Origin of the sequence: Maritimibacter sp. DP1N21-5 (genome assembly GCF_019218295.1) — a bacterium.
In the GTDB taxonomy this organism is placed as follows: Bacteria; Pseudomonadota; Alphaproteobacteria; order Rhodobacterales; family Rhodobacteraceae; genus Maritimibacter.
In genome coordinates this window covers 50634-73641 of the sequence record NZ_JAHUZF010000004.1, presented here as the reverse complement: position 1 = coordinate 73641, position 23008 = coordinate 50634, and the positions used below count along the sequence as shown (strand labels likewise).

The window sequence follows — 23008 nt, the reverse complement described above, 5'->3', positions numbered from 1 at the left end:
TTCGACGAACAAGGTGAAGAGGCTCTTAACGGCAGTAGGGGAATCGTTGCGGGCCTTTCACCCTCATGCGAGCATGCGACCAAGCAGGAGGACAGACCCATGCGGTTCACCATTATTTTGGGCATGATTTTCATTAACTTGGCGGGAATTGCCGCCGCGCAGGAAACGGTGCCGGAACGGCGTTATGTCCTGCACCGCGATGTGGATTTCTTCGGTCAGGACCTGCGCAGTCTCTTCGACACCACGCTCGACACCTGCGAATCCGCCTGTCTGGGCAACACGGCCTGCGCGGCCTTCACCTACAACACGCGAAATGCCTCCTGTTTTCTGAAATCTGGGGTCACCGACCAGTCGGACTATGCCGGAGCCTTTTCCGGCGAGGTCTTCACGGTGCCGGACGCGATCCGTGCAAACGCCCGCGCGCGGGAGGCCGAGTTGACCGGCTTCCTCTATGGCTCCGATCTGTCCCGGGCCGCCGATCTTGCCGGGTCGATCCCGGACGAATTCGTCGCCGGCGGTTGGAGCGCCGGGGAGCTCAGGCAGACCGCCTATGAAAGCGAGCGGGATGGTAACCCCGGACAGGCGATGCGCTACATGGGGGCGGCCACCGTGGTCAGCGACGCGGGCGAGGATTGGCTCGAATATTCCCGCCTCACCATGGCGGTGGCCGGGCTTCAATCCGATGGCAATGACGCCCGCAGCTACCGCGCCACGGCGAAGAGCGCGGCCATCGCCGCCTATGTCCGGCTCGAATCCCCCGCAACTCGCGCCAATGCCCTGATCCTCCTGGCCGACATTCTGGAAGACAGCGACCGGGGCCGCGACATGATCGACGCCCTGCGGCTCGCACAGGATCTGTCGCCGCGCGACGACACGGCGCGCGCGCTCGACCGCGCCATCGGGCTTTACGGTTTCCGGGTCGAACAGACCACGGTCAACGCCGACAACGCGCAACCGTCGATCTGCGTCACCTTCACCGAGGAGTTGGCCGAAAGCGGCACGAACTACGCCGATTTCGTGCAATCGGACGTGGCCGGGATTTCCGTCGAGGCCACCAACCGCCAGCTTTGCATCGCTGGTGTAGAACACGGCGGTCGCTACACCTTCACCCTGCGCGCGGGCCTTCCGTCGGCTGACCGCGAAACCCTGCGCAGTCCTGTAGAAATCACGCAGTATGTGCGCGACCGGTCGCCCGGCGTGCATTTCCCGGCCCGTGCCTATGTGCTACCCCGCACCGAAGATGCCGGTTTGCCGATCGTATCGGTCAATGCCGAAACGCTCGATCTGACGCTCTTTCGTATCAGCGACCGCAACCTCCTGCGCACCATGCAGAACGATTTCTTCAACCGTTCGCTGGATTACTGGAGCACCGAGTATTTCAAATCCGAAATGGCCGAAGAGGTCTGGACCGGCACGGCAACCGTGGGGCGCACGATCAATGAGGACGTGACGACCCGGCTTCCCATCGGCGAGGCGATCGAGAACCAGCCCGCGGGCATCTACGCGCTCAAGGCCGCAGTTCCCGGCGAAGACGAATACGACAGCCCGCCAGCTGTCCAGTGGTTCGTGATCTCCGATATCGGCGTGACGACGATGACCGGGGCGGACGGGCTTCATGTCTTCACCCGGTCGCTGACCAGTGCCGGCCCGATGGACGGCGTCGAGGTGGAGCTTCTGTCCGTCGCAAACAGCGTGATCGGCACGACGACCACTGACGCGGAAGGTTATGCCCATTTCCCGCAGGCGCAGGTGGCCGGGCTCGGATCCTCGGCTCCCGGCCTCGTGGTGCTTCGGGCGGGGGAGGACGACATGGCCTTCCTGTCGTTGACCGATCCGGCCTTCGACCTGTCCGACCGCGGGGTCGAGGGCCATCCGGCCGCGCCGCCCATCGACGTGTTCCTGACCACGGATCGCGGAGCCTACCGCGCGGGGGAAGTGGTGAACGCCACGGTGTTGACCCGTGACGGCCTCTCCGAAGCCATCGAGGGCCTGCCGATCACCGCCATCTTAACACGGCCCGACGGGGTCGAATATGCGCGCAATCTGTCAGAGGGCAGCGTCGCGGGCGGGCATGTGTTCCACCTGCCCATCGCCGGCAATGCGCCGCGCGGGACCTGGCGGCTCGACGTGCACGCCGATCCGGACGCGCCCGCGCTCGCCTCCTCCACGCTGCTCGTCGAGGATTTCCTCCCCGAACGCATCGACTTCGACTTGGCTTTGCCGGACGGCCCCATTGCCCTGACCGACAGCCCCGATCTGACCGTGGAAGCCCGCTATCTGTTCGGCGCGCCGGGCGCGGATCTCGCCTTCGAAGGCGACGTCAGGCTGACCCCCGTGACCACGCTCGCCGCCTTCCCCGGTTACCGTTTCGGTATCTCGGATGAACGGCAGCGTCCGGTCTATGGCGCGCTCGCGAACGGGCGCACCGACGTCGAGGGGCGCGCGAGTGTGTCCGTCGACTTCCCCGAGGTCGAGGCGAATGGACGCCCCCTCGAGGCCGAGGTCATCCTGCGCGTGAAGGAAGGCTCGGGTCGCCCGGTGGAACGCAGCATTGATGCGCCCGTCACGCCGGAAAGCGACCTGATCGGGATCAGGCCGCTCTTCGAGGACGAGGTCCCCGAAAGCACCACCGCCCGGTTCGAACTGATCGGCCTGTCCCCCACGCTCGAGCCCAAGGCGATGGAAGCAACCTGGACGCTCAACCGAGTCACGACCCGCTACCAATGGTATAATCAGGACGGTTACTGGGACTGGGAACCCGTGACGACACGCAGCGCAGTCGACAGCGGCTCCGTCACCCTTGGCCCCGATCCCGTCGCCATGGAGGCCCCGGTCGACTGGGGCAACTACGAGCTTGTCGTGACCCGGACGGACGGCAGCTATCTGGCCTCCTCCCTCGCATTCTATGCAGGCTGGTATGTCCCTGCCGACGTGTCGCAGACCCCGGATATGCTTGACATGTCGCTCGACGCGCAAAGCTATCGCCCCGGCGACACGGCGCGGCTTCGGATCGAACCGCGCATGGCCGGGACGGCGCTCGTCACTGTGGTGTCCAACCGTCTGATCGACATGATCCCGGTTGAAGTGGGCACCGAGCCCGTCGAGGTCGAGATTCCTGTGACCGACGACTGGGGTGCCGGTGCCTATGTCACCGCCTCGCTCGTGCAGCCTCTGGACGAGACGCAGGGGCGCAACCCGGCGCGCGCAATGGGACTGGCCCATGCGCTCGTCGATCCCGGCAACCATCGCCTGTCGGTCATCATCGACGCACCGGAAGCGGCCCAGCCGCGCGGACCGATGGAGGTCTCGGTGCGCGTGGAGGGCGTGGAGGATGGCGACACGGCCTATGTCACGCTCGCCGCGATAGATCAGGGCATCCTCAACCTCACCGCTTTCGAGGATCCGGAGCCCACGGACCATTACTTCGGTCAGAAACGCCTCGGGATGGAGATCCGCGATATCTATGGCCGGCTCATCGACGGGATGACGGGAGACATGGGTCAGATCCGCTCGGGCGGCGACGCCTCGGCCGAAATGCGCATGCAAGCGCCGCCCCCGACGGAAGAGCTGATGGCCCAGTTCTTCGGCCCGGTCGAGGTGATCGACGACGTGGCGACCGTCACCGTCGATCTGCCCGAGTTCAACGGCTCGGTCCGGTTGATGGCCGTCGCGTGGTCGGAGACGGGCGTCGGCGAAGCGGGCGAGGACGTTCTGGTCCGCGACCCCGTGGTCCTGACCGCCTCGGTCCCGCGGTTCATGGCGCCCGGCGATACCGCGCGGATGCTTCTGGAACTGACCCATGCCGACGGTCCCGTGGGCGAGGTCTCGATCCAAGCAACCGCAGGCGGGCTTCAGATGGGGGGGGACGCCGCGCGGACCGTGACGCTTGGCGAGGGTGAAACCCGACGTCTCGAGGTGCCCATCGGGGCGCTCTCGGAAGGGCTCTACCAGATCGCGCTGGAGGTCACGACGCCGGGTGGCAAACGCCTGACCAAGACACTGACGATCCCGGTGCAGTCGAACGACCCCGAAATCGCGCGAACCGCCCGGATCGAACTGGCAGCGGGCGATACTTTCACGCTATCGGACGACATCTTCGACAACCTGCGCTCCGGCTCGGCCCGCGCCACGCTCGCCGCCGGACCCATCGCCAAGGTCGATGCGGCGGGGCTTCTCGCCCGTCTCGACGAATATCCCTATGGCTGCACCGAGCAACAGACCAGCCGCGCGCTGCCGCTTCTTTACATGGGCGGCGTGGCCGAGGCGATGGGGCTTGCCGACCGCGAAGACCTCCCGGCCCGCATTCAGGGCGCGATTGCCGAGGTGCTCGCCAACCAGTCCTCGTCGGGGAGCTTCGGATTGTGGCGACCGGACAGCGGCGACCTCTGGCTCGACGCCTTCGTGTCGGACTTCCTGTCGCGCGCCAAGGCACAGGGTTACGCGATTCCCGACACCGCCTTCCGGGCCGCGATGGATAACCTGCGCAATCAGGTGAACTACTACCCGGACTTCGAAGAAGGCGGCGAAGACATTGCCTATGCGCTCTATGTCCTCGCCCGCGAAGGCGCGGCCAATATGGGCGACCTGCGCTATTTCGCGGACGTGAAACCCGCGGCCTTCACAACCCCGATGGGCGCGGCCCAGATCGGCGCGGCGCTCGCTGCCTATGGCGATCCGACACGTGCCGACCGGATGTTCGCGCAAGCCAACCGGATGGTGCTCGAACAGGAACCCGAAGGCCAGCTCTGGCGCGCCGACTACGGCACCAACCTGCGCGATGCCGCTGCGGTCCTGACCCTCGCGCTCGAAGCCGGGAGCGAGGCGGTGGATCAGGGCACGCTCGTGACGCGCATCGCCGCCAACGATGGCCGATGGTCCACGCAGGAGGCGACATGGTCGCTTCTCGCGGCCAACGCCATGCTGGGCCAAGGGGCGAACGCCGGGCTGTCGCTGAACGGAAATCCCATGACCGGCCCGCTGGTCGAGGTGATGAACCCCGTCAGCCTGTCCCAACCATGGCAGCTCTCCAACGAGGGCGATGCTCCTGTGGACCTGACGATCACCACTTTCGGGGTGCCTGTCCTGCCCGAGCCGCCGACCGCCAATGGATTCGTCATCGAACGGCAGTATTTCACCATGGAAGGCGCGCCCGCCGACGTGTCGCGCGTGACCCAGGGCGAGCGGCTTGTCACCCTGATCACGGTCACGCCCGATGGCGATACGGAGGGACGGCTGATGGTCGACGATCCACTGCCGGCCGGGTTCGAGATCGACAACCCGAACCTCCTGCGCGCCGGTGACATCGGTGCGCTCGACTGGCTCGACCTGACGGAAGAGGTGGAGACGAGCGAGTTCCGGCAGGAACGCTTCCTGACCGCCGTCGACTGGCGCTCCAGCGCGCCGATCCGGCTCGCCTATATCGTGCGCGCGGTGACGCCGGGCGAGTTCCATCATCCCGCGCCCTCGGTCGAGGACATGTATCGCCCGAATTACCGCGCGACCGGGGCTACCGGGACCGTGGTGATCCAGTGAAGTGGCTCTGGACAGGCTTCGCGCTCACCGCGGTGCTCTGGGCCGGAGCGGCGGGGCGCGACGCCTTCGACCGTTGGGTCGATGACACGGTGCTTCCGCCGCTCACGGTCGAAACCTCGACCGAGGTGCTGGACCGCGACGGGCGCCTCCTGCGTGCCTATACGGTGGCGGATGGGCGCTGGCGGCTGGGAATCAAAGACGCCCGGGTCGACCCGATGTTCTCCGAACTGCTGGTGGCCTATGAAGACAAGCGTTTCTACCGCCACAAGGGTGTCGACTTCGTTGCGGGCTCCCGAGCCGTGGCACAGGCATTGCGCCACGGCGAGGTCGTCTCGGGCGCCTCGACCCTGACCATGCAGGTTGCGAGGCTGCTGGAGGACGGGCCGACCGGCACTCTCGCGGGCAAGCTGCGTCAGACGCGGCTGGCTCTGGCACTGGAGCGCGCGCTCTCCAAGGAGGAAATCCTCGCCCTTTACTATGACCGCGCGCCCTATGGCGGGAACACCGAGGGGCTGCGCGCAGCCACGCGGACGTGGTTCGGCAAGGAGCCTGTGAGGTTGACCCCGGCAGAGGCCGCGCTGCTCGTGGCCCTGCCCCAATCGCCGGAAAACCGTCGTCCAGATCGGCACCCGGAAGCCGCCCGGATTGCCCGCGAACGTGTCATCACGCGGGGGCTCGCGGCAGGCGTTCTGTCCCCCGAACTGGCCGAGGTAGCACGCGCCGACCCCCTGCCCCGCAACCGCCAGCCGCTGCCGGCCCTCGCGCCCCATCTGGCCGACCGCATGCGGGCAGAGGGGCCGGGTCCCGGCGGGTTCGTCACCACGCTCGACGCGGACCTTCAGGCGCGGCTCGAAACGCTGGCCGCGCGGGCCGTGGGCGACCAAGGCTCGGCGCGCCTGTCCATCGCCATCGTCGTCGCCGACCATGCCACCGGCGAGATCCTGGCGAGCGTGGGCTCCGCCGGATACGAGGCCGAGCGGGCCGGATATGTGGACATGACGACCGCGCATCGCTCGCCCGGATCGACCCTGAAGCCGCTGATCTATGCCATGGCCTTCGACGACGGGCTCGCTCACCCGGAAACCCTGATCGAAGACAGCCCGGTGCGGTTCGGAAGTTATGCGCCCGAGAACTTCGACGGGCAGTATCGCGGCGAGGTCACCGTCGCCGAGGCGCTGCGCCTCTCGCTCAACATTCCGGTCGTGGCGCTCACCTCCGAGGTTGGGCCCGCGCGGCTCTTCACCGCGCTCCGACAGGCCGGGACCGATCCAAGGCTTCCGGGCGGCGCTCCGGGGCTCGCCATCGCGCTCGGCGGCATCGGTGTCACGCCCGAGGGGCTGACCGCGCTCTATGCGACTCTCGCGAATGGTGGCTCAGGCGGGGGGCTTGTCCACCGTCCCGACAGCCCGCGCCCGGTGCCGCGTCGGGTCGTTTCACCCGAAGCGGCCTGGCAGGTCGGGCATATCCTGTCGACGGTTCCGCCCCCGCCCAACGCCGCGCGGGTGCATCTGGCCTACAAGACCGGCACCTCCTATGGCCACCGCGACACATGGGCGGTCGGCTTCGACGGGCGCCATGTCGTCACGGTCTGGCTGGGCCGCCCCGACGGAACCCCGGTGCCCGGTGCCTTTGGCGCCGATGTCGCCGCGCCGATCCTCTTCGAAGCCTTCTCACGGGTCACGACGCGGATCGAACCTCTGCCGCCGCCACCGGGCGCGCTCCTGCTATCCCATGGGGCACTTCCCCTGCCGCTCCAAAGGTTCCAGCCGCGCGACGCGGTCTTCGGGCCGGCACCGGGATCGGTCGCCCTGGCCTTTCCGCCGGACGGCGCGATGGTGGAGCTTTCCGGTGCCCCCCTCGCGCTCAAGATTCGTGACGGGGTGCCGCCCTTTACCGTTCTAGCCAACGGCGCGCCCCTTGTGGTCGGGCTCCATCCACGCGAAGCCACTCTCGACCTCGCGGGGCCGGGGCATCTCACCCTGTCGGTGATCGACGCGAAGGGGTCCGCCGCCCGGGCGCAGGTGGAATTGCGCTAGCGGTCAGCCGGCGACGAGGTCGCAGTCGGGATCGCGCACCGGCGTGCTCGACCAGCCGATGGCGATCAGTCCCCGATCGTCGCTGATCGCCACGATGCCCCAGCCTTCGACCGAGACATGGGTGTATTCCCAAGTGATATTGTAGCCTTGTTTCACCCGCGCGAGGACCGGCGCAGTCATCCTGGGCCCGGCGTAAACATCGAACTCCGCGCCATGGTAGCCCATGCAACCCGACCCCGTATCCGTGGGCACCGGCAGGCTTTCCAGCCGCCGCAGCATATTGGCATAGGGCAGGTCGAGCCGGGTCTGCGCGGTGTTCACGTTGCAGCCGAACCAGTCCTCGAACTCCTTGACCGCCGCCACATGACGCTGCGCCTCGGCACCGAGCGTGACGGCGGTCCCGACGCAGCCGGTGTTGTCGAAGACCGCCTGTCCCAGAGCGGAGCCGAAGCAATAGCCGGCGCGGTCGAAGTTGAGGTTCCTGAGAAACCACGCCTCGTGGCAAATGTCATAGGCGGCGGCCGGCAGGCCGATGAGCGTGAGGGGAAGGGCAAGCAGAATGCGCATGAGACTCTCCTGAAATGAATGTATCGAGCCTATCCCGCGCACGCCGCATCACAAACCCAAATGACCCGGACAAGCAAAACCCCGGCGCGGGGGCCGGGGTTCACTGGGATCTGTGCACAATTATGCGGCGTGACGATCAGCGGTCGTCGTCGTCATCCTCGTCATCATCCGAGTCGGGCAGGTTGAAGAAGCTGTCGGCGTCCACAGGCTCTTCTTTCTTTTCGACCCCGCCACCAAGCGTGAAGGTCTCGAGCCCCTCGATCGCGGTCGGCATTCGGGTTTCTTCCGGGTCCATGCCAAGGCTCTGCTCGGTCGACAGGAGCTTGCGGCGCTCGTCGTCCGACATGGCGGCACCTTCGGCAGCGCGTTTGGCGTTGGCCTTCTGCACGGCGGCGTCAAGTTCGGTCTGTTTGCACAGGCCCAGGGCCACCGGGTCGATGGGTTCCATCGACTGGATGTTCCAGTGGGTGCGTTCACGGATCGACTGGATCGTGGGCTTTGTGGTGCCGACGAGTTTGGCGATCTGGCCATCAGACAGTTCCGGGTGGAACTTCACCAGCCAGAGAATCGAGTTGGGGCGATCCTGACGCTTGGACAGGGGGGTGTAGCGCGGGCCACGGCGCTTTTCCTCGCCCACGGCGGCCGCGTTGAACTTGAGCTTGAGTTTGTGCGTCGCGCTGGCTTCCGCCTTCTCGATCTCGTCCTGCGTGAGCTGGTTGTTGGCGATCGGGTCGAAGCCTTTGACGCCCTGCGCGACCTCGCCATCGGCGATCCCCTGCACTTCAAGTTCGTGCAGCCCGCAGAAATCGGCGATCTGCTTGAAGCTGATCGTCGTGTTGTCCACCAGCCAGACGGCGGTGGCTTTGGCCATGAGCGGTTTGTCCATGATGGATCTCCTTTGATCGGGCCTTTGGATACGGCTCTCCCGTTCCCCGGAAGGGGCGCCCGTTTCGGGCTGGGTCACCGTTGTAGGGAAACTTGGGCGCTATATAGTGCAGGCAAAGCGATGAGGAAAGAGTGAATGCGTTGGCTGATCATTCCGCTGCTGGCGGCGGCGCTCTGCGCAGGGGTGGCCCGGGCCGAGGGCGAACGTGCCGGGGACTTCGATTACTACATTCTGGCGATGAGCTGGTCGCCCAACTGGTGCAAGCTCACCGGCGAGGCCCGCGACAGCGAGCAATGCGACAAGCGGCTTGGCTGGGTCGTGCACGGGCTCTGGCCGCAGTATGAAGACGGCTGGCCCTCCTACTGCCTGACCGGCGAACGCGCGCCGTCTCGGCAGATGACTGCGGCGCAGTCCGATGTCTTTGGCGCGGGCGGGGCGGCGTGGTATCAGTGGAAGAAGCACGGGGTCTGCGCCGGATTGCCCGCAACGGAATACTACGCGCTGGCGCGGGAGGCGTTCGGCCGGGTCAACCAGCCCGAGGTGCTCGAAAAGATCGACAGAACCTTCTCGGTGCCGGCCTCACTGATCGAGGAGGCCTTTCTCAAGGCGAACCCGAAGTGGACGCCCGACATGCTGACCGTGTCCTGCACCGACGGACATATCCAGGAAGCGCGGCTGTGCCTGACACGGGATCTCGAACCCCGGGACTGCGCGGCCGATACCGTGCGCGACTGCACGCTCACCAAGGCGCTGATCGAGCCGATCCGCTGATCCACGCTGCCTTGCGGGACCGGGAATTTCACCGGGGGATAAACCTTTGCCCTTAATCAGGAAAGGCCAAGCTACTGTGAAAACTGACGTTTCCGGATTCCGGGATTCTAGAATTCTAGAATCCCGGAATCCCTGACCGGCACCCCACAGGCCAGACATGGAGATGTCGCGGCCCCGCCTCGTCGTTATGACCAAGGAGCCGAGACCCGGCCGGGTGAAGACCCGGCTGGCCGCTGACATAGGTGCCCTCCCGGCAGCGTATTGGACCCGGCAACGCCTGCACGACATATCCCGCAACCTCACTTCCGCGCATTGGACCATGATGCTTGCGGTCGCGCCCGATTCGGCCGTCGCCGCGCCGCTCCTGCCCGGCCTCCCCCGCCTGCCCCAAGGCCCCGGCGACCTTGGCGACCGGATGGCGCGGGTGTTCCGGCGCCTGCCGCGCGGACCGGTCCTCATCATCGGCACGGACATTCCCGGGATCACGCGGCCGATCCTGTCCGACGCGTTTCGGGCCCTTGCTCGGCACCGCGCGGTGATCGGGCCCGCCTCCGACGGCGGCTTCTGGGCCATCGGCCTCGACACGCGGCGGCGCATCCCGGCGAACCTCTTCGCGAAGGTCCGCTGGTCCACGGAGCACGCCTTGGCCGATACGCTCGTCACTCTCCCCTCCGCCACGTTTCTGCCGACGCTCGACGATGTCGATACCGTCGCCGATCTGGCCACCATTTTTCCCACTGACGCGACACAGCGCGCGTGATACGCCAATTCCATGGCACGCATCCCCACGAAGGACGAAATCCTCGCCTGGATTTCCGACAACCCGACCCAGACCTCGAAACGCGACATCGCCAAGGCATTTGGCATCAAGGGCGCGGAACGGATCGACCTCAAACGCATCCTGCGCGAGCTGGAGGCGGACGGGCAGCTGCAGAAGCGGACCAAGACCTACCGCGACCCCGACAAGCTGCCGCCGGTCGCGATGCTCGAAGTCTCCGAAATCTCGCCCGACGGCGACGTGATGGCCCGGGCGCTGGAATGGCAGGGCGAGGGCACGCCGCCACGCATCCTTTTCATCGCGAAGAAGGGCGACCCGGGACTGGCCAAGGGCGACCGCATCCTGTGCCGGATGACGGAAGAGGCAGGCGAGGATTACGACTATACCGCCCGCCTGATCCGCAAGATCGGTCAACATGCCAAGACCATTCTGGGGATCTACCGCAAGGGCCACGAAGGCGGGCGCATCACTCCCATCGACAAGGGTGCCGACAAGGAATGGATGGTTCCCGCCGGCGCAGAGGAAGGTGCCAGGGACGGCGAGCTGGTCGAGGCGCAGCAGGTCGGGCCCAAGGGTCGGCTGGGGCTTCCCAAGGCCAGGGTCGTCGCACGTCTGGGTGATCCTTCGGCCGCGAAGGCGGTCTCGCTCATCGCGATTCACCAGCACGGTATCCCGGACGACTTCCCCGATGCGGTCCTCGACGAGGCCGACGCGCAGACGCCCGCCGAGCTCGACGGCCGCGAGGACCTGCGCCACCTGCCGCTCATCACCATCGACCCGCATGACGCGCGGGATCGCGACGATGCCGTTCTTGCCCATCCCGACGACAACCCGAACAACCCGGGCGGCTTCGTGATCTGGGTCGCCATCGCCGATGTCGCCCATTACGTCACCCCCGGCTCCGCGCTCGATGCAGAGGCGCGCAAGCGCGGCAACTCGAGCTATTTCCCCGACCGGGTCGTGCCGATGCTCCCCGATCGCCTGTCCGGCGACCTCTGTTCTCTTCACGAAGGCGTGCCTCGCGCGGTCATTGCGACGCGGATGGTGATCGACGCCGACGGGCGCAAGCTCTCGCACAGCTTCATCCGGGGGCTGATGAAGTCCCGCGCCTCCCTCGCCTATCAGGAGGTGCAGGCCGCGCAGGACGGCGCGCCCAATGACAAGACCGCACCGCTTTTGAACGAGGTCATCACGCCCCTCTACGGCGCCTATCACGCGCTGCGGCGGGCGCGGGCCTACCGGCAACCACTCGACCTCGACCTACCCGAGCGCAAGATCGTGTTGACCGAGGATGGACAGGTGGAGAGTGTCCGCTTCGCCGAACGTCTCGATGCTCACCGGCTCATCGAAGAAATGATGGTCCTCGCCAATGTCGCAGCGGCCGAGGAGCTGGAGCGCTTGAATCGCCCGCTCCTTTACCGCGTCCACGAGGAACCGACGCCCGAGAAAATGGAAGCCCTGCGCGAGGTGGCGCAGGCCTCGGGCTTCACCCTCGCCAAGGGCCAGGTGCTCAAGACCGCGCATCTGAACCGCCTGCTGTCCCAGGCGGAAGGCAGCGAGTTTGACGAGTTGATCAACATGTCGACGCTGCGGTCGATGACGCAGGCCTATTATCACCCCCAGAACTTCGGGCACTTCGGCCTGGCGCTGACCCATTACGCCCATTTCACCTCGCCGATCCGCCGCTATTCGGACCTGATCGTCCACCGGGCGCTGATCACCGCACATGGCTGGGGCGACGATGGCCTGTCGCCAGAGGACATCGACCAGTTGGAAGCCACCGCCACCCACATCAGCCAGACCGAGCGCCGGTCGATGGAGGCCGAGCGCGACACCACCGACCGCTACCTCGCCGCCTTCCTGTCCGAACGGGTCGGCGACGAGATGACCGGCAAGATTGCCGGCATCCAGCGCTTCGGGGCCTTCGTGCGGCTGGACGAAACCGGCGCGGACGGGCTTATCCCGATTTCCACCATCGGGAACGAATACTTCCGCTTCGACGATCGGGAACAGGCGCTGACGGGCGAACGTTCCGGGCTGAGACTGACGGTGGGACAGCCCGTGCTCGTGCGGCTCGCCGAAGCGGTTCCGGTGACCGGGGGCCTCATGTTCCAGTTGCTCGAAGTTGCCGGAAACCCTGTCAAGACGTCGCCGCGCGGGGCCGGGCGCGAGGGTATGAAACGCAAACCTGCGAGAGCATCGAAACAGGCGGCGAAAGCCCGCAAGAAGGTTCATCGCACCAGACGCTAGCCCCTGCCGGTTCGCAGGAGGAGCGAGGCAGAGGGCCGGGAGAACGAAGATGGAGGACGCGGCTCCCTCACCCGAAGGCGGAACGGACTTTCGGACCTGGGTCGAGACGACCATGCGCGAACGGGCCCTCGCTCGCATGATCCGGGCGTCGGTCTATGACGGCGCCATGAAGGACGCGTGCCTTCTGCCTGACGTGATCGACCTGCAGGACCAGAACCCGCACCGGCTTCTCCCAATCTGGGAATACCTCGATGTCGCGGCCAGTCCCGAGCGGATCAAGAACGGTCGTCTTTCCATTCGCAGGCACCGGTCCCTCCTGGTCGAGGTCGAACGGCTCTTCGGCGTGGACCCCGAGGTCATCGCTGCGATCTGGGGGCTCGAGACCGGCTTCGGCGCGGCGCGCGGCGAGCTTTCCGTCCTGTCGAGCCATGCGAGCCTTGCCTATGGCGGCAAACGACGGTCCGTGCACGAAGAGGAACTGATCGCGGCGCTGCGCATCGTTCAGTCGGGCCATGTCACCGCGCGGGACATGCGGGGGAACTGGTCCGGCGGAATGGGCCACGGCAATATTCTGCCCTCGACCTTTCTCGACTTCGGTCGCACCCTCTCGGGTAAGGGACGGGTCGACGTCTGGTCCGACGATCCTGCAGATGCGCTGGCCACGATCGCGCATTTCCTCGCCAAGCATGGTTGGCGGCGCGGCCAGCCCTGGGGCTATGAACTGACGCTCCCGCCCGATTTCGACCATGCCGTGACCGGCACCGAGCAGAGCTTTCCGACCGCCACCTGGGAATCCTGCGGGCTTTCGACCGCCGATGGGGCGCGCATTCCCGACTATGGCGGCGCCTCGGTGCTGCTGCCCGCCGGCGCGGGCCGCGTCGCGCTGATGGTCCTGCGCAATTACCACGTGCTTCTGCGCTACAACCGGTCGCGAAACTACGCGATCGCCATCGGCCACCTTGCCGACCGGATCGGGGGCGGCAAGCCGTTTCGCGGATCATGGCCGGACGACAGCCACGTGCCCGGACCCGACGACCTGCGGGAAGTCCAGATCCACCTCAATGCGCTCGGCTACGCGACGCAGGAACTGGACGGCACGGAAGGACCCGGCACGGACCGCGCGGTGCGCGCGTATCAGCGCGCCCGGGGGCTCGTCCCCGATGGCCATGTGTCGAATGCCCTGCTCGAACGTCTGCGCGGCGAACGCGCGGAGGGTCAGGCGTAGCTGGCGCGGATCGCCTTCATGTTCTGGCCATAGACCTCGGGCGTGTCGACCGAGCCGCCCTTGAAGACCGCCGAGCCGGCGACGAGCACATCGGCCCCCGCCTCGACCACGAGCGGCGCGGTGATCGGATCGACCCCGCCGTCGATCTCGATATGCACGGGGCGGTCACCGATCATCTGGCGCAGGGTGCGGACCTTTTCGGTCATGTCGATGAACTTCTGCCCGCCGAACCCGGGGTTCACCGTCATCACGCAGACGAGATCGGCCATGTCGAGCACATGGCGGATCGCCTCGGCGGGCGTGCCGGGATTGAGTGCCACCCCGGCCTTCATCCCCGCCCCCCGGATCGCCTGAAGCGTCCGGTGGATATGGGGTCCGGCCTCCACATGGGCGGTCAGGACATCGGCCCCGGCCTCGGCGTAGGCGTCGATATAGGCATCGACCGGCGAGATCATGAGGTGCACGTCCATCACCGTCTTCACATGCGGGCGGAAGGCTTTCACCGCGGGCGGGCCGAAGGTCAGGTTGGGCACGAAGTGCCCGTCCATCACGTCCACATGGACCCAGTCGGCGCCCTGTTCCTCGATCGCGCGGATCTCGGCCCCGAAATTGGCGAAATCGGCGGAGAGGATCGAAGGGGCGATCTTGATGGTGGTGCGGTCGAAACTCATGGCAGGCTCCCGGATAAGCGTTGCCTGCCTCTTAGCGCCAGACCGCCCCCGCTTCCACCTTTCATCTTTCCCCAAGTACTCAAATTCCGGCCTCAGCCGCCCGCGCTCAGGCCGGGCGTGAGGAGATGCCGGATCAGCGCGATGGGATGCGACCGCAGCGTCAGCCGCAGCGCCGCGTAATCCTCCACCACCTCCTCGCCCTCGGTCATCTCGGGCAGCACCACGGCGGGCTCGAAGATCCCCTCGCCGTCCAGGTCACCGGAAAAGAGCGGCAGCGGCTCGTCCCCGGTGATCGCGCGCGCCTGCCAGAGCGCCTCGCGCCGCGACAGACGCAGCCCGGCAAAGGCATCCGCCTCGGCCAGACGGGCGAGCAGCCGGGGCGCGGTCCCGGCCCGGCGCCAGACATCCTCGACACAGGTATATCCGTTGCCCCGCGCCCCGGTGATCCAGCCCGCCTCGTCCTCGGTCATCCCCTTCATCTGCCGGAACCCCAGCCGCAGCGCGAGCCCGCCGCGCCCGTCGTGCTCGAGCACGTTGTCCCAGTAGCTCGCGTTGATGCACAGCGGGCGCACCTCGACCCCGTGTTCGCGAGCATCGCGCACGATCTGGGCAGGGGCGTAGAAGCCCATGGGTTGCGAATTCAAAAGCGCACAGGCGAAGACCGCCGGGTGATGGCATTTGATCCAGGCGGAGGCATAGACGAGGAGCGCGAAGCTCGCCGCATGGCTTTCGGGAAAGCCGTAGGAGCCGAAGCCTTCGATCTGGGAAAAACAGCGCTCGGCGAAGTCGAGGTCATAGCCATTCTGGCGCATGCCCCTCAGGAACCGGGTGCGGAAATCCGACACGTTGCCGTGCTTCTTGAACGTGGCGAGCGCCCGACGCAACTGGTCGGCCTCTTCCGGCGAAAACCCCGCGCCGACGATGGCGATCTGCATGGCCTGTTCCTGAAACAGCGGCACGCCCAGCGTTTTCGCCAGCACAGTGCCCAGTTCGTCGGAGGGAAACGCGACTGCTTCTTCACCATTCCTGCGCCGGATAAAGGGATGCACCATGTCGCCTTGGATCGGCCCCGGCCGGATGATCGCGACCTGAATAACGAGGTCGTAGAACGTGCGCGGTTTCATCCGGGGGAGAAAGTTCATCTGCGCCCGGCTTTCGACCTGGAACACGCCCAGACTGTCGGCCCGGCACAGCATGTCATAGACCCCTTGGTCCTCGGGCGGGAGCGTCGCGAGGCCATAGTCGAGGCCAAGATGCCGGCCCATCAGGTCGAACGCCTTGCGGATACAGGTCAGCATCCCGAGCGCAAGGACATCGACCTTCAAAATCCCGAGCGAGTCGATGTCGTCTTTGTCCCAGCAGATCACCGTGCGATCCTCCATCGTCGCGTTCTCGATGGGGACGAGTTCATCAAGCCGCCCCTCGGTGATGATGAACCCCCCCACGTGCTGGGACAGATGCCGGGGAAAGCCCTGTATCTCGTCCACGAGGTCGAGCACCTGACCGAGCTTCGGGTCAGTCGGATCAAGCCCGATCTCGCGCAGCCGTTCGGTGCGCATCCCCGATCCGCCCCAGCCCCAGACCTGCGAGGACATGGAGGCAATCGTGTCCTCAGACAGACCCATCACGCGCCCGACCTCGCGAATGGCGCGCTTGCCGCGGTAGTGGATCACGGTGGCGCAAAGCCCCGCGCGGTGGCGACCATACCGCTGATAGATGTGCTGGATGACCTCCTCGCGCCGCTCGTGTTCGAAATCCACGTCGATGTCGGGCGGCTCGTCGCGGGCTTCCGACACGAAACGCTCGAAGACCATCGTGCCGATCTCGGGCGAGACACTCGTCACGCCCAGCGCATAGCAGACCACGGAATTGGCCGCCGAGCCGCGCCCCTGACACAGGATGTTTCGCGACCGAGCGAAGGCGACGATGTCGTTCACGGTCAGGAAATAGGGCTCGTATTTCAGCTTGGCGATGAGCGCGAGTTCATGCTCCAGCATCTTCGTTACCCGCTCCGGTGCCCCTGCCGGATAGCGGTCGCGCAGCCCGGCCCGCGCCAGCCGTTCAAGCCGGGCGGCGGGGGTTTCGTCGCCCGAAATTTCCGAGGGATATTCGTAGCGCAGTTCGTCCAGTTGAAAGCGCAGACTGTCCGCAATCTCGCCCGCCCGGTGCACGGCATCCTCGTAGCCCGGATAAAGTCGCAGCATCTCGGCCTCGGTGCGCAGACGGCGTTCGGCGTTGACCTGCGCGTTGCGCCCCAGCGCCTCGATCCGCACCCCCAGCCGGACGGCGGTCAGCACGTCGGTGATCCGGCGGCGGCGGGCGTGGTGCATGATCGGCGCGGCGGCGGCGACGGTGGGGATACCAAGGGTCCGCGCCTGCCGGGTGAGCCGGGCAAAACGCGCCCGGTCCTGCCCATCATAGGCTGGGGCCATGACGAGGTAGATGTCGCGCTCCTGCGCCCGGATCAGGCGGCGCGCATTGGCTTCCCATTTAGGTGCGGTGCCCGGATGGAGCAGGAGCACGCAGTCCTCGAGTGCCCCCGCGAGATCCCCGGTATGGAGCAGGCAGTCCCCCTTTTCCGCCCGAAGCCGCCCGGTCGAGATGACCCGCGACAGACGCCCCCAGCCCGCCCGCGTCCGGGGCAGCACCGTCACCCGCAGACCGTCGGTGGTGACGAGCGTCGCGGCAGGCAGCAGCCGGGGCACGTTGCGGATGTCGGCAGAAGGCGGTTTGGGCAGATGCGCGGGCGCGGGCGGACCGATGGGTCCAAGCGCGACCTCCTGCCGGTCCCGGTCCGCGATCTGGCGCGCGATGGTCTTGGCCTGGGTAAAGGCGCGCACGATCCCGGCGACCGAATTCACATCGGCCACCGCGAGGGCGCTCATTCCCGTAAGCGCGGCCCGTTCCACGTATTCCTCGGGGTGCGAGCCACCCGTGAGGAAGGTGAAGTTGGACGTTATGCAAAGCTCCGCGAACATGGTGAGTCGGGAGTATATTCACCTTTTGTTCTCATGTGGAGTCGGGGAGGAGGAACCTCTAGTTTCAAACGCTGAGGTCGCCACCACCGCGCGGAATCAAGGCCGCAGGCCGCCGCGCAAGCGCCTGCCCGCAGGCTGGCGCTTTGCAACGGTCAGCACCGAACTCAGAGCGAAGATGTATGTGGCACCAAAAAGCGCACCACTCGACCGTCGGAGCGCCATCCCCCGGGCAGGCGCTCGCGCGGCTCGCACCTAGCATAGCAGTCACTCCCCCGGACACTCCCCGGCCATGCAGGCCTTCATATCCTCGAAGGCCGCTTCATCGACACCCGTGAACACGTTCGACGCACAGGCACCCACGTCCAGATAAAGTGCTTTACCGTCGGCCTCCTGCCGCACGAACATCAGGGCGTCCTCGTCTTGCGCCAGCGTCGGGCACCACGGCCCGACACAGGAGATGACCACGACCACCTCGGCATCCACCGGCGTCGTGTACCCCTCGGGCGTAAGCAGGTTCCCGGTGATATGGCCATTCGTGAGCCAGTCGTCTTCGGGCGCAGCCTCGTCATAGCCCGAAGGCGCGCCTTCGGCGTCAAAGGTGAAGGACCCGCGCACGACGGAATAGACCTTCTCCGACGCATCCGCCGTTTCATAGGCGACGGTCGGCGGGTAGGGCAGGCAAGACAAGGCCAGCGCCTGCCCCGGCAAGGCCAGTGCGGCCAGCGCCATCACAGCCGGTCGGAGAACTCCGCCAGCACGGCGCGGTAGATGTCGCGCTTGAAAGGCACAATCTTCTCTATGATTTCGGCAGGGTCGATCCAGCACCATTGGTCAAACTCCGGGTGTTCGGTTGCGATGTTCACATCCCCATCCGTCCCCTTGAACCGCAGGAGGAACCAGCGCTGTTTCTGGCCCCGGTAGCGCCCTTTCCAGATCCTGGGCACGATGTCGTGCGGCAGGTCATAGGGCAACCAGTCGGGATGCTCGGCCTCGACCTCGACAAGGTCGGCCGTCACCCCGGTTTCCTCCCACAATTCGCGCAGCGCGGCGTCGCGAGGATCTTCGCCCTCGTCCACCCCGCCCTGCGGCATCTGCCAGGCCGTCGCATCGGTGCCAAGCGACTTGGCATCGATACGCTGACCCGCGAAAACCTTCCCCTCGGCATTGGCGAGGACGACCCCCACGCAGGGCCGATAGGGAAGGGCCTCGATGTCTTCCGGCGTCATGTGACGCTTACTCGGTGCCAAGCTTGGACAAGCCGTGGATCAGGTCCACGGCATAGGACAGCTGGAAATCCTCGTCGCGCATCTGGGCGGTTTCCTCGGCCTTCAGACGTTCTTCCTCGATCTGGCGAATCTCGTCCTCGGTCAGGCTGTCGTTGTTGAGCGACCCGCGCAGGTCAGCCTCGGTGCGGGCGGGACGGCTGGTGTCCTCTTCCTCTTCCTCGATGGGATTGGGTTGCGGCTGTTCCACGACGATGTCGGGGCTCACGCCCAGCGCCTGAATCGACCGGCCCGACGGCGTGTAATAGCGCGCGGTGGTCAGGCGCATCGCGCCGTCACCCCGAAGCGGCATGACGGTCTGCACCGACCCCTTGCCGAAGGATTTCGTCCCCACGACCACGGCGCGGTGGTGATCCTGAAGCGCACCGGACACGATTTCCGACGCCGAGGCGGAGCCGCCGTTGATCAGCACGACCATCGGTTTGCCTTCGGTGATGTCGCCGGGCTCGGCATTCACGCGGTCGCTTTCCTCCGGGTTGCGGCCACGGGTCGATACGATCTCGCCGCCTTCGAGGAACGCGTCGGAGAGCCGGATCGCCTGGGTCAGCAGACCGCCGGGGTTGTTGCGCAGGTCGAGAACGACGCCCTCGACATTCGCGAGGCCACCCATTTCCTCGACCACGGTACGGAAGCCTTCTTCCACGTTGGGATAGGTCTGGTCATTGAAGGTGGTGACGCGGATCACGACCGAGTCGCCCACCTGCCGCACGGTGGCGGCGGTGAGTTTGATGGTGTCGCGGATAATCGAGATGTCGAAGGGTTCCTCGATGCCTTCGCGCACTACGGTGATCAGGATCTCAGACCCGATCGGCCCGCGCATCAATTCCACCGCCTCGTCAAGCGTGAGGCCCAAAACGCTTTCGCCATCCACATGGGTGATGAAATCGCCTGCAAGCACACCGGCCTGATCGGCGGGTGTCCCATCCATCGGCGAGACGACTTTCACGAAACCCTCTTCCTGCGTCACCTCGATGCCAAGACCGCCAAAGGACCCGCGCGTCTGCACGCGCATGGCGTCGGCGTCGTCGGGGGGCAGATAACTCGAATGCGGATCGAGCGAGGACAACATCCCGTTGATCGCCGCTTCGATGAGCTCGCTTTCATCGACGTCTTCCACGTACTGCGCGCGAATGCGTTCGAAGACGTCACCGAAAAGGTCGAGCTGTTCATAGACGGTGCTGTTGCGTTCGCCGTCCTGCGCCAGAAGCGGGCCGGCCACCTGCGTCGTCAGAACCGCCCCGGCCAGTGTTCCGCCGATGGCGGCGATCAGGAATTTCTTCATGAGGTCTCTACTCTTTCGTCCTATCCGAAATGGCCGGTGCCCCGGTCGTCATCCCTCTGGTCCCACGAACCAATCCCCCGGGTCAACAGGGTCGCCCATATGGCGCAACTCCAGATACAGGGTCTCGGATGCTTCTGCACCACTCCCGTCCGCACTTGAAATCAAGAACGCTTGAGGGTCGCTTGGCGCGGCGCCGCCCATGAGGCCGATCGGTGCCCCCTGCGGCAGGACTTCGCCCACCTCGCCAAAGAGCTGTCCAAGCCCGGCGAGCACGAGAAGATAGTCCTCGCCCGGCTCGAGGATCGCGACCTGTCCATAGTCGAGCAGCGGCCCGAGATAGCGGATCGTCGCGGCCCAGGGCGTTGTGACGAGGGTCAGGGGCCGGGTCGCGATGACCCAGCCGGGGCGGGTCACGCCCGCAGCATCGGTATCGCCATAGCGCCGGATGATGCGACCGAGCACGGGCAGTTCAAGCGCCCCCTGCGCCTCCTGGAAATCAGGCTGGGCGATGGAAACACTCGTATCCTCGACCGTCGCGGTCATGAGACCCGAGGCGAAACTTTCGAGCGTATCGGCGGTGGCGACAAGGTTTTCCATCGCCTCTTCATCGGTGAGGAACCGCTTCGGAAGATCGGTGCGATTAGACACCGCCTGCGACAGTTCCGTCCGCGCCTCTTGCACCCCCGCCAGCCCGTCCTCCAGGGTAGAGACCGCGGCTTCCTGAAGCGCGCGCAGAAGCGCGACTTCCTGAAGCGCAGAGCGCAGGCGCAACGCCTCGCGGTTCAACGCCGGCGTCACTTCGGACAGGATCATCCCGGTCCTTGCCGTGCCGAGCGGCCCTTCGGGGTGAAGAAGGAGATGCGGCTCGGGGCTTGCCTCGATCGCCTGAAGCACGCCCAGAAGCTGGGCAAGTCGGTCATTCTCGGCCAGAAAGACGCCCTGAATCGCCGCTTCGCGCACCCGTGCCTGCCGCAGCCCTTCCCGCAGCGCGGCAAGCCCCGCCTCATAGGCCTGCACGGTCTGGGTCAGTGCCTCGACCCGGTCGCCCGCCTTATCGGCGTTCTCCAGTGCCGCGCGGGCGTCTTCCAGAAGCTCGATAGCCTCCTGCGCGCTCATCGTCGGATCGGTCTGAGCCGCCACCGGCCCAGCGATCAGCAGCGAGAGGGCGAGGACGAAGGACTTCACCGGACGATCAGGCTTTCGCCCGTCATTTCGGCGGGGGGCGCGATCCCCATGAGGTCAAGAAGGCTCGGCGCGAGGTCGGCAAGGCGACCGGACCTGATGCCCGCCCCCTCTGGCCCGTTGAAGAGCGCCACCGGCACCGGGTTCGTCGTATGCGCGGTATGCGGCCCGCCGGTTTCTGGATCGACCATCATCTCGCAATTGCCGTGGTCAGCGCAGACGATCATCGCGCCGCCTTCTTCCTTGAGCGCGATCATTGCTTCGAGCACCTGTTCATCGACCGCCTCGACGGCGGCAATGGCGGCGTCCAGATCGCCGGTGTGACCGACCATGTCGGGGTTCGCGAAGTTCACGACGATGAGGTCGTATTTCTCGTGGATCGCACGCACCAGTTCCCGGCCAACTTCCGGCGCCGACATCTCCGGCTGGAGGTCATAGGTCGCGACTTTCGGCGAGGGCGCCATGTAGCGCTGCTCCCCCGCTTCCGGTTCTTCCTTTCCGCCGTTCAGGAAGAAGGTGACATGGGGGTATTTCTCGGTCTCGGCCAGCCGGAACTGGCGCAGCCCCTTCTTGGCCACCCATTCGCCGAGCGTGTTCACGATTTCCTGCTTGGGGAAACAGGTGGTCATATACTCATTGTGTCGCGTCGAGTAATCGACCATGCCGAGGCGCGCGGCGAGCTTGGGGCGCAGGCCTGCATCGAACTCGGCGAAGCCCGGTTCGCCAATGGCGCGCAGGATCTCGCGGGCGCGGTCGGCGCGGAAGTTGAGGAAGAAAAGCCCGTCGCCGTCGTGCATGCCGGTGTAGCCGTCGATCGCGGTCGGCTGGATGAACTCGTCCGTCTCGCCGCGAGCATAGGCGCTCGCGATGGCGTCCAGCGCGGAGCCGGCCGTCTCGCCCATCCCCTTGACCGCCGCGTCGTAGGCCCTGCTCACGCGTTCCCAACGGTTGTCGCGGTCCATCGCGAAATAGCGGCCCGTGACCGAACCAACTGTCACGCCCTCCGGCAGGTCCGCCAGAAACTGCGCCACCTGAGCGGCCGCCGAACTGGGTGCCACGTCGCGCCCGTCGGTGATGACATGCACCGTGACCGCGAGACCCGCATCATGAAGCGCGCGCGCGGCGGCGACCATGTGGTCCTGATGCGAATGCACACCGCCCGGAGAGACGAGCCCCATCAGATGCGCGGTCCCGCCCGAGGTCTTCAGATCGTCGATGAAGGCCATCAGCGCCGGGTTCTGGAAAAAGCTGCGGTCTTCGATGGCAAGGTCGATCTGGCCGAGGTCCATCGCCACCACGCGACCAGCACCGATGTTGGTATGACCCACCTCGGAATTGCCCATCTGTCCCTTGGGCAGGCCCACGTCATTGCCGTGGGTCACGAGCGTGGCATTCGGGCAGACCATCATCAACTCGTCGAAGGCGGGCGTTTCGGCGAGCGCCACCGCGTTGCCCGAGCTTTCCACGCGCAGGCCCCAGCCATCGAGAATACAAAGGACGACGGGTTTCGGGATGGTCATATGCGCCTCGTTCTTGCCTTGGGGAGATTTGTAGACGGGGGGCGGAG

Annotated in this window: 15 protein-coding genes; 6 read left to right on the top strand and 9 right to left on the bottom strand. The window is 66.1% G+C overall.

Annotated elements, in window-relative coordinates:
• Positions 1–99: 99 nt before the first annotated feature.
• Both KJP29_RS04750 and pbpC read left to right on the top strand, forming a co-directional pair.
• On the top strand, positions 100–5532 hold the full coding sequence (locus tag KJP29_RS04750; protein WP_218462429.1) for an alpha-2-macroglobulin family protein: 5433 nt from the start codon (positions 100–102) through the stop codon (positions 5530–5532).
• Positions 5529–7568 (top strand): penicillin-binding protein 1C, encoded by a 2040-nt coding sequence (pbpC, locus tag KJP29_RS04745; RefSeq protein WP_218462428.1) that lies wholly within the window; start codon positions 5529–5531, stop codon positions 7566–7568. The genes KJP29_RS04750 and pbpC overlap by 4 nt, the downstream gene beginning before the upstream one ends.
• 3 nt (positions 7569–7571) lie before the next feature.
• On the opposite strand, the gene KJP29_RS04740 is transcribed toward pbpC, so the two are convergent.
• Together KJP29_RS04740 and KJP29_RS04735 are read right to left on the bottom strand one after the other, a co-directional pair.
• On the bottom strand, positions 7572–8135 hold the full coding sequence (locus tag KJP29_RS04740; RefSeq protein WP_218462427.1) for a DUF4453 domain-containing protein: 564 nt from the start codon (positions 8133–8135) through the stop codon (positions 7572–7574).
• 136 nt (positions 8136–8271) lie between these two features.
• Entirely contained in the window at positions 8272–9021 is a 750-nt protein-coding gene (locus KJP29_RS04735; RefSeq protein ID WP_218462426.1) for a DUF1013 domain-containing protein, read from the bottom strand.
• A 135-nt stretch (positions 9022–9156) separates the two neighbouring features.
• On the opposite strand from KJP29_RS04735, the gene KJP29_RS04730 reads away from it, so the two are divergent.
• The 4 genes from KJP29_RS04730 to KJP29_RS04715 all read left to right on the top strand — a co-directional run bounded on the left by KJP29_RS04730 (position 9157) and on the right by KJP29_RS04715 (position 14045).
• Entirely contained in the window at positions 9157–9792 is a 636-nt protein-coding gene (locus KJP29_RS04730) for a ribonuclease T2 (protein WP_218462425.1), read from the top strand.
• 163 nt (positions 9793–9955) lie between these two features.
• Positions 9956–10552, top strand: a complete 597-nt coding sequence (locus KJP29_RS04725; protein WP_218462424.1) for a TIGR04282 family arsenosugar biosynthesis glycosyltransferase — start codon at positions 9956–9958, stop codon at positions 10550–10552.
• Positions 10553–10564: 12 nt separating this feature from the next.
• Complete coding sequence (gene rnr / locus KJP29_RS04720; RefSeq protein WP_218462423.1) at positions 10565–12820, top strand: ribonuclease R; 2256 nt, start codon at positions 10565–10567, stop codon at positions 12818–12820.
• Positions 12821–12869: 49 nt separating this feature from the next.
• Positions 12870–14045 (top strand): lytic murein transglycosylase, encoded by a 1176-nt coding sequence (locus tag KJP29_RS04715; RefSeq protein ID WP_218462422.1) that lies wholly within the window; start codon positions 12870–12872, stop codon positions 14043–14045.
• Here KJP29_RS04715 and rpe read toward each other — a convergent pair.
• The 7 genes from rpe to gpmI all read right to left on the bottom strand — a co-directional run bounded on the left by rpe (position 14036) and on the right by gpmI (position 22961).
• The gene (gene rpe, locus KJP29_RS04710; protein WP_218462421.1) at positions 14036–14716 is read right to left on the bottom strand and encodes a ribulose-phosphate 3-epimerase; all 681 of its coding nucleotides are present in this window, start codon (positions 14714–14716) and stop codon (positions 14036–14038) included. The two genes, KJP29_RS04715 and rpe, sit on opposite strands and share 10 nt — an antisense overlap.
• Before the next feature lie 92 nt (positions 14717–14808).
• Positions 14809–17694, bottom strand: a complete 2886-nt coding sequence (locus KJP29_RS04705; protein ID WP_218462420.1) for an error-prone DNA polymerase — start codon at positions 17692–17694, stop codon at positions 14809–14811.
• Positions 17695–17958: 264 nt separating this feature from the next.
• Entirely contained in the window at positions 17959–18423 is a 465-nt protein-coding gene (locus KJP29_RS04700) for a hypothetical protein (protein WP_218462419.1), read from the bottom strand.
• Complete coding sequence (locus tag KJP29_RS04695; protein WP_218462418.1) at positions 18423–18920, bottom strand: RNA pyrophosphohydrolase; 498 nt, start codon at positions 18918–18920, stop codon at positions 18423–18425. Before KJP29_RS04695 ends, KJP29_RS04700 begins: the two co-directional genes overlap by 1 nt.
• A gap of 7 nt (positions 18921–18927) precedes the next feature.
• Positions 18928–20259: a S41 family peptidase gene (locus KJP29_RS04690; RefSeq protein ID WP_218462417.1), complete on the bottom strand. Its 1332-nt coding sequence runs from the start codon at positions 20257–20259 to the stop codon at positions 18928–18930.
• Positions 20260–20307: 48 nt separating this feature from the next.
• Complete coding sequence (locus KJP29_RS04685) at positions 20308–21444, bottom strand: peptidase M23 (protein WP_218462416.1); 1137 nt, start codon at positions 21442–21444, stop codon at positions 20308–20310.
• Positions 21441–22961, bottom strand: a complete 1521-nt coding sequence (gpmI, locus tag KJP29_RS04680; protein WP_218462415.1) for a 2,3-bisphosphoglycerate-independent phosphoglycerate mutase — start codon at positions 22959–22961, stop codon at positions 21441–21443. Before gpmI ends, KJP29_RS04685 begins: the two co-directional genes overlap by 4 nt.
• Between the last annotated feature and the right edge of the window lie 47 nt (positions 22962–23008).